Consider the following 13,970-nt stretch of genomic DNA (forward strand, 5'->3'; position numbering starts at 1 on the left):
TCTTTAAGCATAATCTGTGTCATATGAAGAATAAAAATCTAAAAGTTAACCCACTTTAGGGTAAGTAATTAATGAAAGACTTTATTTAAGATGCAAAAAAACATATTTAGTGTAACTTAATGTACTATATTAAATTTTAAATTTTTTCTTTGGAGAATTTGAATGTCTGAGATTGATTTTATGAGCACATTACATAAAAGTACTAAAAGAAATTATTTGGCAAGAGTCAATGATATTGATTTCCCAAAAGATAAAGCGGCAACACTTGCAAAAAAATTTGATTATGACTACTGGGATGGAGATAGAAGAATTTGCTATGGAGGCTATAAATACATTGCAGGCCGCTGGGAAAAAGTTGCCAGGAAAATTTCAGAATTCTATCAGTTACCTAAAAAACCAAAAATACTTGATATTGGATGCGGCAAGGGTTTTCTTCTTTATGATTTTCTAAAAGTTATTCCAGATGCCGATGTTTATGGATTGGACATATCTAATTATGCGATTGATAATTGTAAGCCAGAAATTAAAAATAAATTGATTCAAGGTAATTCTACAAAATTACCATGGGAGGATAATTACTTTGATTTAGTTATTTCTATTAATACATTACATTGCTTACACGCAAATGATTTAGAAAAGGCATTAAAAGAAATGGAACGTGTAGGATCAAAACATAAATATCTATGTGTTGAAAGTTATCGGAATGAATCAGAAAAAGCAAATCTTTTATATTGGCAAGTAACTTGCGAAGCTTTCAATACTCCTGAAGAATGGTTTTGGTGGTTTAACAAGACAGGATATTCTGGAGACTATTCATTTATCTATTTTGAATAGCTTATAAAAATGAGCAAAAGACCTCAAAAAGTAAAAGCTGCAATCATGGTTGAACAAAATCAACCCTTGATAATTGATTCAATAAAATTACCTGAGGAACTTTTTACAGGACAAGTATTAGTTAAAGTTCACGTGAGCGGAATATGTGGGTCTCAATTAGGTGAAATAGCTGGTACTAAAGGCATAGACAAATATCTGCCTCATTTAATGGGCCATGAAGGATGCGCAACTGTTCTTGAAACTGGGCCAGGCGTTAGGAGTGTCAATGTTGGTGATTTAGTTGTTTTGCATTGGAGAAAAGGAGAAGGTATTCAAGCTGATACACCAAAATATGAATGGCGGGAATCTCCTTTAAATGCTGGATGGGTAACTACATTTAATACACATGCAATTATTAGTGAAAACCGTTGTACAAAAATTCCAAAAACTACGAACCACGATTTAGCAGCACTTTTTGGATGCGCAATAACTACTGGATTTGGGGTAGTTGAAAATAATGCAAAAATAAAAATGGGTGAATCTGTTGTTGTTTTTGGTGCTGGAGGAATCGGTTTAAATATAATTCAAGCTTCATCATTATTATCTGCATGGCCTATAATAGCTGTTGACTTGCATGATAATCGTTTAAAACTTGCCAAAAGTATTGGTGCTACACATATAATTAATAGCAATAAATCCAATGCAAAAGATAAAATTAAGCAAATACTTATGAATCAAAATCTGGATGTTTTTATTGATAATACAGGATCACCAAAAGTTATCGAAATGGGCTATGAACTTCTAGATAAAAATGGGAGAATTGTTTTAGTTGGAGTCCCAAAGCATAATTCAAATATCAATATTCATACTCTCCCATTACATTTCGGTAAGACAATAACAGGATCTCATGGTGGTGAAAGTCAACCTGATATAGATATCCCCAGATACAATAACGTGTTCAATCAAAAGATTGCCTCCGTTTCTAAAATAATCACTGAAAGATACTCACTTGACAATATAAATGATGCAATAGAATCTATGCGCAATGGTAAAAGCTCAGGTCGTATTATTGTTGACATGTGATTCATGCATTAATAACCTCATATGAGAAATAATATGATCAAGAAAAATTCTGACCAAAATCTCATTATCGAATTATTTTCGACAATGAGAAAAATAAGAACTGTCGAACAAAAAATAGCTGAAGTATACCCCGAGAATGAAATTAGATGCCCAACTCACCTCTCAATAGGTCAGGAGGCTGTCCCCTCAGCCTTATCAAGTTGCATTACTAATGCTGATTTAGCAGTTAGCACTCATAGAGGACATGCACATTACCTCGCCAAAGGAGGAGATTTGAAATCAATGGTCTGTGAACTATATGGCAAAAAAAACGGCTGCTCACGTGGAAAAGGAGGCTCAATGCATTTAATTGATATAGATAAAGGGTTTATGGGTACCTCAGCAATAGTTGGTAATAGTATTCCTTTGGGCGTTGGATTGGCTTTATCAATCGAATTAAAACAAACTCAAGACATATCCTGCATTTTTCTTGGTGATGGGGCAATTGAGGAAGGGGTTTTTTATGAGTCTCTGAATTTTGCTGTTGTAAGAAATCTCCCAACACTTTTTATTTGCGAAAACAATCTTTACTCCGTTTACAGTCCATTAGATGTAAGACAGCCCCCGAATCGATCTATTGAGTCAGTGGCTTCTGCAATAGGTGCTAAAACCACCTCATGCGATGGAAATGATGTCCTAAAATGTCACCAAACTTTCAAATCAGTAATTTCAAAATTAAGATTAGGATCAGGTCCATGGTTTATTGAATTCAAAACTTACCGATGGCTAGAGCATTGTGGGTATCAATATGACAATCATATTGGATATAGGTCAGAGGATGAATATAAAGATTGGAAGTTAAAAGATCCTATTCAATTATTAAAGAATCATGCACATAAAAAATTTCCCAACATTGATCAAATTATGGAGAAAATTGAATTGGAAATTAAACATGAAGTAAATTCCGCTTTTGATTTTGCAAAGGCTTCTCCATTCCCCTCCAGAGAAGAGGCCTATGAAGGAGTTTATGCATAACTTGAGCTCATCACTAATTAACTAAGTAAATCATGAAAGAGATTACTTTTGCTCAAGCAATAAATAATGCATTAGATGTATCTATGAGCATTGATAAATCAATTATTTCCTACGGTTTGGGAGCAACAGACCCAAAAGGTATTTTTGGTACAACCATTGGACTAGAAAAAAAATATGGGGGTGCAAGAGTTTTTGACATGCCTACTTCAGAGAATGCAATGACAGGGGTTGCTATTGGCGCAGCAATGGGGGGAATTAAAACTGTCATGACGCATCAGCGACTAGATTTTTTTCTTCTTGCTCTTGATCAGTTAGTTAATAGTGCAGCCAAAATGCATTATATGTTTGGAGGAAAGGTAAAAATTCCAATAACAATTCGACTGATCATTGGTCGAGGGTGGGGCCAAGGGCCCACTCATTCACAAAACTTGCAAGCATGGTTTGCTCACATTCCTGGGCTAAAGGTGGTTATGCCTAGTAATGCCTATGACGCAAAAGGTTTATTAATCAGTTCGATATTTGATAATAATCCCGTTGTTTTCTTAGAGCACCGTTGGTTACACAACACAGTCAGTAAAGTTCCTGACAATGATTACAGAATTCCTATCGGTCTGGGTAAGAAATTAACTGAAGGAAGTAACATTACAATTGTCTCAATGTCATACATGACCGTTGAGGCAATAATCGCAGAAAAATATCTACGAAGTAAAAATATAAAAGTTGAATTGATTGATTTAAGATCGTTAAAACCAATGGATTTAGAATTAATTTATGAATCTGTAAAAAAAACCCAAAGAATATTAGTTTTAGATACTGGTTATACAACATGCTCTATATCCTCAGAGATAATTACTTGTGTTTGTGCAAGTTGTTTTACTCATTTAAAGGATGCACCTGCAAGACTTGCCATGCCTGATATCCCCGAGCCTACAAGTTTTGGTCTAACTAAAGGTTTTTATATAAGGGCCGCCGATATTGCAGATAAAGTTTTAAAAATACTTAAAATTGATGGGATAAATCCATATGGGGAAATTCCAGAACCTAATCCACACGACATTCCTGGTGATTGGTTTAAGGGACCATTTTAAAAGTTAAGTTTATATAGCTTTTATTAATTAACTTTTAATTGTTACTTATTTAGAATAATTCTGATTATAGATACAGAAGTAATTGGTAATAAAAATTACTTTTAAAATATGTTTGCTTGAATAAAAGTATTTCTACATATGGTAGATTAATTTCGTATAAGCAATTTTTTTTTCAATAAATTATGAGGATACTTGTAACTGGTGGTTGTGGCTACAAAGGATCCGTTCTTATTCCTAGTCTTCTTAAGGATGGCCATGAAATAATTAATATTGACAACCAATGGTTTGGGAACTTCCTGGCAGATCATAAAAATTTGAAAAATTATAAACAAGACATCCGAAACATAGATCAAATAGATTTAACTGGAATTGAAGCAATAATACATTTAGCAAATATTGCAAATGATCCAGCAGTTGAGCTGAATCCAGTACTTAGCTGGGAGGTGAATGTTCTAGCAGGGCAACAATTAATTGATAAAGCTATTAGAAACAAAGTGAGGCAATTTATTTTTGCAAGCTCGGGAAGCGTTTATGGCATAAAAAAAGAAGCCAAGGTGACTGAGGATTTACCATTAGTACCTATTTCTGTTTATAACAAGACAAAAATGGTAGCAGAGAGAGTCTTTTACTCTTACTCAAATAAAATAAAGGTTCATTGCATCAGGCCGGCTACTGTATGTGGAGTTTCACCTAGAATGAGACTAGATGTAAGTGTAAATGCCTTAACATTTCAGGCCCTAAAAAATGGAAAAATTACAGTTTTTGGTGGTAATCAAACTCGTCCCAATATACATATCAAAGATATGATTAATATTTATAAATTCTTTTTAGAGAATCAATCAATAGAATCTGGTTTTTATAATGCTGGTTTTGAGAATATATCAATATTAGATATTGCTAAATGCATTAAAGAAAAAATAGATTCAGATATAATAATAAGCAAGTCTAATGACCCCAGGTCATATAGACAAGACTCCTCTAAATTATTAAATCTGGGATTTCAACCAAAATTTTCCATAAATGATGCTATTGAGGAAATTAAAAGTACATATGAAAAAGGAGAACTAATTGATTCTGATAATTGTTATACGGTTAAATGGATGAAACAAATTAAACTTGATTCTAACTAAAATAATGTGCGGATTCGCAGGGATAATCCCACAGAATAAGAATAACTTTGAGAGCAATTATATTGCTAAAAAGATGGCAGCTGCTATTGAACATAGAGGTCCAGATGATTATGGAATTTGGCATGATGAAGAAATAGGAATAGCACTTTCTCATCAAAGGCTTGCGATATTAGATCTATCAGAAGCAGGGAAGCAACCTATGATAAGTACATCAGGAAGATATGTTTTAATTTTTAATGGTGAAATATATAATCACCTTGAACTAAGACACTTATTAAATAGTAAAGATAGGAAATTTCATTGGAAAGGTTATTCAGATACGGAAACTCTACTTAATTTAATTGAAGTCTATGGATTGAACGATGCATTAAATAAAGCAGTTGGTATGTTTTCCCTTGCCCTTTGGGATAGAAAAAATCGTCATTTACAACTTGCACGAGATCGAGTAGGAGAGAAGCCTCTTTATTATGGTTTAACAGGAATAAATGGTAACAAAGTCTTTGTATTTGGTTCCGAGCTTTCAGCTCTTAAACAAGTGCCTAACTTTAATAATTCAATTAACAAAGATGCTTTGTCGGATCTACTTTTATATGGCGCAATATCTGCTCCTAATTCAATTTATTCAAATATCTATCAACTTTTACCAGGACATTTAATAACTATTAATAATCCATTCTCAGAGGATATAAAAATATCAAAACAATGGTGGAGTTTAGAAAATACAATAAATTTCTGCATAAAAAATCAATTTGAAGATGAAACTGATGCCATCAATGAATTAGAGAAGTCAATCTCAAAATCTGTAAAAGAACAAAGCATTTCGGATGTTCAACTCGGCTGCTTTCTTTCAGGCGGAATTGATTCTTCTTTAATTACTGCATTATTGCAAAAACAATCTAGTAATTCAATTAAAACATTCACAATAGGATTTGAAGAGTCTCAATTTAACGAGGCACCTTTCGCTAATGAAATAGCTAATCATTTAGGCACAGATCATCAACAAGCTATCTTAACTGCTAAAGATGCACAAGAATTAATTCCTAATCTCTCAAATCTTTATAGTGAACCTTTTGCAGACGCATCGCAACTGCCAACTCATCTTGTTTGTAGAGAAGCTAGAAAAAATGGATTAATTGTGGCGCTTAGTGGAGATGGTGGAGATGAACTTTTTGGTGGTTATAATCGATACCTTTGGGGTACAAAAATCTGGGATAAATTTAGTATTTTACCCTGGCCTTTTAGATCAATAATTGGGAAATTAATTCTAAGTATTAACTCTAAAGGATATGATTACCTCCTAGATAATTTAGGTATCAATCAAATTGGTTCCAAAATTCATAAAATTGCTGAGAGAATGACTTATGTAAAAAATAATGATGATTTATATTTTTCGCTTATTAGTCAATGGAAAAGTATAAATCAAATAGTCAATTACGAGCCTGAGGGAAATAAACAAAAACTTTTTTATAAAAACAATGAAAATAAAAGTCTAAATTTAGACCCAATCTCAAGGATGATGTACCTAGACACATTAAATTACCTCCCAAACGACATTCTGACAAAGGTTGATAGAGCTGCTATGGCTGCAAGCTTGGAGACAAGATCACCATTCCTTGACCATAGAGTTATTGAAAATGCATGGAGGATGCCTCTACGAATGAAAATCAAATCAATCAAAAATAAAAATATTAGCAAGTGGGCATTGAGAGAAATCCTCTATAAATACGTACCCAAAGACTTAATTGAAAGGCCCAAAGCAGGCTTTGGTGTTCCCATTGGTCAATGGCTAAAAGGACCATTAAAAAGCTGGGCAAATGATTATTTATCACAAGAAAGTTTAAAGAACCAAAATATTATTAACCCAATTCAAGTAAAAAAAATATGGTCTCAGCATCTATCCGGGAGATATGATCATAGTATTAAATTATGGTCTATACTTATGTGGCTTTCTTGGATAGACAATAAAGAAAATTAATATAAGAATAGAATATCACCTCAAATTAATTGTAATTTATCTTGCAAGTATTTATTATGTTTAAATTAAGTAATCAGTCAATTAAGATTATATTCTAAAAAAATACTTATAGTAATTCATTGCTGAAAAAGCTATATTTATAATATGATAGGATTCCATAACTCGTCCCTTTATTGAGCTTAAATACTAATAGTTAAAGATTTAATAGTAAAATAGATCAAAAACCTAATGAATAATTCTAATATTCTTGCCAATTCAAAAATGAAAGCTGTCATACTTGCAGGAGGTTATGGTACTCGTCTTGCGGAAGAAACACACTTAAAGCCAAAACCCATGATTGAGATTGGGAATAAACCTATACTTTGGCATATTTTAAAAATTTATAGCTCTTTTGGAATAAACGATTTCATTATTTGCCTTGGTTACAAAGGTTATCTAATAAAAGAATATTTTAGAAATTATTTTTTACACACAAGTGATGTGACTTTTGATTTCAGTTCAGATTCTATGGAAGTCCACAGAAGGCAGGCTGAGCCTTGGAGAGTAACATTAGTAGACACCGGAGAAAACACACTCACTGGCGGGCGTCTAGCAAGGGTAGAAAAATACCTTGATAAGAAAAAACCTTTTTGTTTTACATATGGTGATGGAGTAGGAGACATTGACATAAAGGCACTTATTGAGCATCACAATCAAAGTGGCTGTATTGCAACTTTGACTGCTGTCCAACCTCCAGGTCGCTTTGGTGTACTTGAATTTGAAGGTTCGAATGTCCGCTCATTTACAGAAAAACCGAGTGGAGATAACGCCTGGATTAATGGTGGTTTTTTCGTTCTTGACCCAATCGCCCTCCAATACATCAAAGGAGACAACTGCAGCTGGGAAGAAGAACCATTACGAAATCTAGCAATGGAAAAAAAGCTTACGGCTTATAAGCATCATGGTTTTTGGCAACCTATGGACACTCTGCGAGACAAACAAACACTTGAACAGCACTGGAAAGGAGGTCAGGCTCCATGGAAAATTTGGAAATGAATAATCATTCTTTTTGGCATAAACGCAAAGTTTTAATCACCGGTCATACAGGTTTCAAAGGGAGCTGGCTGAGTTTATGGCTTGAAAAATTAGGTGCTGAGATAACAGGTATTTCACTTGAGCCTGCAACTCAGCCAGCATTATTCAACCAACTCAAAATAAAAGAAAAAATATCAAGAAACATTTATCAAGATATTCGAGATACAGAAAATCTGAGAAAAACCATAAAAGAATTTGAGCCCGAAATAGTTTTTCATTTGGCAGCTCAGCCCCTTGTCATTGAGAGCTATCGAAACCCAATAGACACATGGGAAACAAATGTCATGGGATCTTTAAACCTTCTTGAATCATTGAGGAATATCAAGAAGAAATGTTCAGTGGTCATGATTACAACCGACAAAGTATATAAAAATATGGATTGGGAGTTTGGATACAGAGAAACAGATCAGTTAGGCGGGCATGATCCTTACAGTGCCTCAAAGGCCGCTGCTGAAATAGCTATTGAGAGTTGGAGATTAAGCTTTTGTGGAAATAAGACCGGTCAAAATCCATTTCTTCAAATAGCTACAGCAAGAGCTGGCAATGTAATAGGTGGAGGGGATTGGGCAAGAGATAGAATTATTCCTGATACGATTAGGGCTTTAACAAAAGACGAGATTGTAAAGATTAGAAATCCAAAGTCAAGACGGCCATGGCAACATGTCTTAGAGCCTTTAAATGGGTATCTTGTCCTAGCTCAAAAACTTCATGGATGTTCAGAATTCAATCAAAGTAAATTATCTACAAATCCATTAGCAACTTCATTCAATTTTGGGCCTAATCTTGAGTCAAACAAAACTGTAGAAGAGTTAGTTAATGAGATTTTAAAAAATTGGCCTGGGAAATTAGAAAAAGTTAATGAAATATATGCTAGGCATGAGTCATCAAAACTTAACTTACAAATTGATAAGGCCTATCATTATCTAGGTTGGCAACCAAAATGGGATTTTGAGACATCCGTAAAGAGAACCATTAATTGGTATAAAGAAATTGAAAATAATGAATTTTTAGCAGAGCATTACTCATATCAAGATATTGAAGTATTCGAAAATTCATGATAATTAAAATTTAAATTGACCAGGTCAAAATTTATGAGTTTAGAGATAACAAGAAAAATTAACAAAGAAATGAGTAGACTATAATTAAATTAGTAATATTTTATTAGAACAATTATATAAAATGAAAAATAGATGTTGAATTGCTATAATATATTAAAATAAATCACTATAAAATGTTTCCTTACTTTTTAATTTGGTCTTTTTTAGCAATTTTCAGTTTTAGAGTAAATCAAAATCTTGGGCGGAATAGTAGTATTATAACATGGATCATCCTAACAATATTTATAGGGTTTAGAATAGAAGTCGGAGCCGATTGGGATGTATATCTTCAATATTTAAATACATATATAGGGACAACTCTTAAGGAAGGCTTGGGCAATATACCAGAGCCAGGATATTCATTTATTAATTGGTTGAGTGCAAATATGAATTGGAGCATTTATGGGGTTAATTTAATTTGTGGAGGATTAGTAAGCGCAGCAGTAATAAAGTATTGCAGAAGCATGCCATATCCATGGTTGGGTTTATTGCTCTCCTATCCATATTTAATAACGGTCGTATCTATGGGATATGTAAGGCAAGGTATTGCTGTAAGCTTTGGATTATTAGCATTTCAGGCACTAGAGAGGAACCAAATAAAAAGATATATCGGTTATACAAGCCTTGGTTATATATTTCATCCTTCGGCAATCTTATTAATAATACTGCCAATTCTAGATAATTTAAAAAAAATCTCAAGAATTAGAGGTATTTTCCTAATTGGATTTTTATCAATATTTGGGATTTGGCTTTATCAAATATTTCTTAGTAAACTAATATATGGATATATTAATAATTATATAGGTGCTGAATTTAATTCTAGTGGAGCATTGTTAAGAGTAGGTTCTCTTCTATTTTCTGGTCTAATTTTCTTGTTACTTAGAAATAAATTTAAAATTACCAAAAGGCAGAAAAAATTCTACACTATGATTTCTTTGTTAACTATATTTATATTTACATCTCTTTTTGTTAGTCCTAGTACAACACTGGTAGACAGATTATCTCTGTACTTTGTACCGCTTCAGATTTTTGTTGGTTGTCACATCCCAGACACAAATTTCCTGAAAATTAAACGGAGCTATTGGATATTGATACTAGTTTCCACAAACCTTATAATGCTGGCAGGCTGGCTTTTATTTGCAAATCACGCAAGCTACTGGTTGCCATATAGAAATTTATTATTTGACTAATTGGAAAAATGTCATTCAAAAAAAAATCAGATAATCATATACTTCTAATGACTTATAATAATATATATAAATCAAACTCTAGTAAAGAAAAGTATATTTATAATATAAGAATTAGATTACATAGTATATTTTATTTAATACAACCTTTCTAGAAATTCATTAAGTATTTAATAAATAACTATGACTTATTCAAAATATAAAAACAGATATCGACATGAAATCGACGGATTAAGAGCCTTAGCTATAATTGCTGTTATTATCAATCATTTTAATAATAAATTATTTCCGAATGGATATTTAGGTGTTGATATATTTTTTGTAATTTCAGGATATGTAATAACTTCATCAATTGCAAAACGAAAATATAATAATTTCATGGAATTTATTATTGGTTTTTATAGTAGAAGAATAAAAAGGTTGATGCCCGCATTAATATTTTTTATAGTTATTTTAAGTATTTGCATTTGCTTATTCAACCCAGATCCCAAATGGACGCTTCGTTCATCAGCGGCATCTTTATTTGGTATTAACAATATTTTCTTATATTGGAGATCTACTGACTACTTTGCTGAATCAACGTACTTGAACCCTTTCTCACACACCTGGTCACTGGGTATAGAGGAACAATTCTATTTGTTCTTTCCATGGTTAGTTTGGTTTACTGGGTTTCAAAAAGGAGATAAGAAATCGTATGAAAAACTATTATTTTGGATTAGCTTGATATCAATAACTTCATTATGTTTATTTAGCTACCTCTATATCAATGAGCCATCTGCAGCATACTATCTATTGCCAACAAGAATTTGGGAAATTTCATTAGGTTGTATCGTATTTATCATAATTGAAAATAATTACCTAATAGTAGAAAAACTAAAAAAGGTTTCGCCTTCTTTCATTGTGTTATTAATGCTATGTATAATGTCTTCCAGATACACAAATAATAGTGCAAATACCATAATTATAGTCTTATTAACAAGTATTATAATTTGTAGTATTAATGAAAAATCAAGATCATATAATTTGTTCACAAATAAATTTATCAAGTATATTGGTTTAAGATCTTACTCATTATATTTATGGCACTGGGGAATTATATCTATCAGTCGTTGGACAATTGGAATATATTGGTGGACTTTATTTTTACAAGTGCCCATAATAATTGTAATTTCTGAATTATCCTACAGGTATATAGAAACTACTTTCAGAAAAAAGAATATTTTAAAAGGTAAGCAAATTGGCTTTATATCGTTAACATTTGCTGGCTTAATTACTTTAACCACTATACCAATAATTAAACAACTTAGCTCGTTACCCAACCGACTATATTCTGGTAAAGATATGAATAGAGAACGTCAAACTGCCAGGTCACCTGGAAATGGACTAATTATAGATAACAGAAATCAACATACAAAAACTATTTATGGTATAGGAGATAGTCACCTTGGTCACTTTTACCCAATCTTTAAAAGATTAAATAACAGAATAAATTTTAACCTTCATATTACTGGATGGGGGTTAGGCGCTGGTAATGTAAATGCAAATATAAACATATGGGATCCTAAGTATCTATTTAAAAACCGATATGAAGATATAGTTGGCAACTCTTTTTATTATCACATTAAAGATATTAAACAAGGCGACATAGTAATAATAAGTATAAGCACACTAAAACTTGATAATACAATGAGTTTCACTAAGGAAGAGAAAATAATGTTTGAACAAATTGCTATTGAATCGTATAAAAAAGGAGTAAATATGATCTTAATTAATCAAACACCATTTTTTAGAGGTGGTGTATATGATTTGTGTGAGGAAAATTGGTATAGACCTTCATTTTCCATACCAAAAGACTGTTTATCTTCAGATAGAGAATTATTGAAAACTAAAACCAGAGAAGTAAATACATTTTATAATGATCTGTCTTTGAAATATTCAAATGTATATGTCCTTGATGCTTTTGAAGTGCTTTGCCCTAAGACTAAGGATCGTTGTCCAGTGGTAATAAATGGTAATTATCTTTATTCTGACGGGGATCATTTAACCAATTATGGTAGTGAAATTGTTTACGAAGACTTTTATAATTTGATAGTAAAGAATAATCTCTTATAATAAAATTATAGATTGATTACCACTAAATCATGAACCATACTTTTAGATATGCTATGGGATTCTCTATCTATAATTACTAACATGTCAAAAGAAATAAATGGATATAACGAATATAGACCAATTCTAATTATTGCTAATAGCAGTTGGTATCTAAGTCACTACAGGAATCAATTACTTAAGACATTGAAAGAAGAGGGTAATTATGTTATGACACTATCTCCTATAGATGCGAAGACTCCTGATCTGTCAAAGTTAGGAATACACATCCCTTGGCGCATACATAGAAGTACTGATAAAAATCCCCTAAGTTTGATTATTTCATTCATTCGTCTATTTTTACTTGTAAGAGCAATTAAACCAAGAATTATTCATTCACATACATTGAAGGCTAATTTATTAAGCTCAATCGTTTCTGCCTTTTTTGGTATACCATGTCTAATTTCATTTGCTGGAATGGGAAAACCATCAAAATCAAAAGGAATAAAAAAACAAATATTTTTCATAGTCATAAGAGTTATCAATTTCTTTGCAATTAGACAAAGAATTACTAGATGGAGATTTAAAGTTATAAATAAACGATCAGCCTACATATTTCAAAATCCAATAGATTTGGAATTTTTTGAGGACTCCTTTGGTGAATCTAGATACATTAAACGATTTTTAATACCAGGATCAGGAATACCAGAGAAATATTACAAGTCTAAGAATAGTAGAAATATATATGATTATTGGAGTAGTAATTCAACCTCAATTGATTTTTACTTTTGCGGAAGATTACTCAAATCAAAAGGGATTGAATTGTTTATAGAATTATCAAATAGATTAATTAATGAGAATTTCACTGTCTTTGGTGGAATCGATCCATCAAGTAGTGACTCATTGAGAATAGAAGATGTAAGAATTAATAGCTCAAGAAGCTCTAATATAAAATTTGAAGGTGCACAAAAAGATCCACTTTTATCAATTGAGGCCAAAAAACCAATATTAATTGTTCCATCTCAATATGGAGAAGGCCTACCTAGATCAGTGGCTGAATGTTTGGCTCTAGGTATACCAGTCATATGCTCTAAAGATGCCACTTGTGGGATCTTTACATCTGATCTTCTTTATATAGCTGAGGGTAATAATATTGAAGATTACATAAATTGCTATCATAAACTTCAAGAAGACTATGAATCTGGTGCATTAGAAAGAAAAATAACAAAAGGAATTAGTTATTCAAAGGAGTATTTATCTGAAACAAATATCGTGAATAGAACACTAGAAGCCTATAGTTTTTTACAGTCCAAAGAAAAAGAAGGTTATCTTCTGAATAGAGACAGTTCCCTTTTCAGTGATTGGCTTGCACAATAAATCATTTCACTAAGATTCAAATTAAATTAATTAAATGAATATCA

At 32.0% G+C, this 13,970-nt stretch carries 11 protein-coding genes; all 11 read left to right on the top strand.

Going from position 1 to position 13,970, the window contains the following annotated elements:
• Positions 1-162: 162 nt before the first annotated feature.
• The 11 genes from AC6EJA_RS03975 to AC6EJA_RS04025 all read left to right on the top strand — a co-directional run bounded on the left by AC6EJA_RS03975 (position 163) and on the right by AC6EJA_RS04025 (position 13,926).
• Complete coding sequence (locus tag AC6EJA_RS03975) at positions 163-834, top strand: class I SAM-dependent methyltransferase (protein ID WP_498503314.1); 672 nt, start codon at positions 163-165, stop codon at positions 832-834.
• 9 nt (positions 835-843) lie between these two features.
• Entirely contained in the window at positions 844-1,896 is a 1,053-nt protein-coding gene (locus AC6EJA_RS03980) for a zinc-binding dehydrogenase (RefSeq protein WP_498503315.1), read from the top strand.
• Between the two features lie 33 nt (positions 1,897-1,929).
• Positions 1,930-2,910, top strand: a complete 981-nt coding sequence (locus AC6EJA_RS03985) for a thiamine pyrophosphate-dependent dehydrogenase E1 component subunit alpha (protein ID WP_498503316.1) — start codon at positions 1,930-1,932, stop codon at positions 2,908-2,910.
• A 32-nt stretch (positions 2,911-2,942) separates the two neighbouring features.
• On the top strand, positions 2,943-3,998 hold the full coding sequence (locus AC6EJA_RS03990) for an alpha-ketoacid dehydrogenase subunit beta (RefSeq protein ID WP_498503319.1): 1,056 nt from the start codon (positions 2,943-2,945) through the stop codon (positions 3,996-3,998).
• A 182-nt stretch (positions 3,999-4,180) separates the two neighbouring features.
• Complete coding sequence (locus AC6EJA_RS03995) at positions 4,181-5,128, top strand: NAD-dependent epimerase/dehydratase family protein (protein ID WP_498503320.1); 948 nt, start codon at positions 4,181-4,183, stop codon at positions 5,126-5,128.
• A gap of 4 nt (positions 5,129-5,132) precedes the next feature.
• On the top strand, positions 5,133-7,103 hold the full coding sequence (gene asnB / locus AC6EJA_RS04000; RefSeq protein ID WP_498503322.1) for an asparagine synthase (glutamine-hydrolyzing): 1,971 nt from the start codon (positions 5,133-5,135) through the stop codon (positions 7,101-7,103).
• Positions 7,104-7,364: 261 nt separating this feature from the next.
• A complete protein-coding gene (rfbF, locus tag AC6EJA_RS04005) occupies positions 7,365-8,138 on the top strand; it encodes a glucose-1-phosphate cytidylyltransferase (protein ID WP_498503540.1) in 774 nt (257 codons plus the stop codon).
• Positions 8,120-9,235 carry a CDP-glucose 4,6-dehydratase gene (gene rfbG, locus AC6EJA_RS04010; RefSeq protein WP_498503324.1) on the top strand — a complete coding sequence of 372 codons (1,116 nt, stop codon included), beginning with the start codon at positions 8,120-8,122 and terminating at the stop codon, positions 9,233-9,235. Before rfbF ends, rfbG begins: the two co-directional genes overlap by 19 nt.
• Before the next feature lie 173 nt (positions 9,236-9,408).
• The gene (locus tag AC6EJA_RS04015) at positions 9,409-10,464 is read left to right on the top strand and encodes an EpsG family protein (protein ID WP_498503325.1); all 1,056 of its coding nucleotides are present in this window, start codon (positions 9,409-9,411) and stop codon (positions 10,462-10,464) included.
• A gap of 180 nt (positions 10,465-10,644) precedes the next feature.
• Positions 10,645-12,573, top strand: coding sequence for an acyltransferase family protein (locus AC6EJA_RS04020; RefSeq protein ID WP_498503327.1), 1,929 nt, complete (start codon positions 10,645-10,647; stop codon positions 12,571-12,573).
• Between the two features lie 81 nt (positions 12,574-12,654).
• Positions 12,655-13,926: a glycosyltransferase gene (locus tag AC6EJA_RS04025; RefSeq protein WP_498503328.1), complete on the top strand. Its 1,272-nt coding sequence runs from the start codon at positions 12,655-12,657 to the stop codon at positions 13,924-13,926.
• Positions 13,927-13,970 lie beyond the last annotated feature (44 nt).

The organism is Prochlorococcus sp. MIT2309, assembly GCF_059772305.1.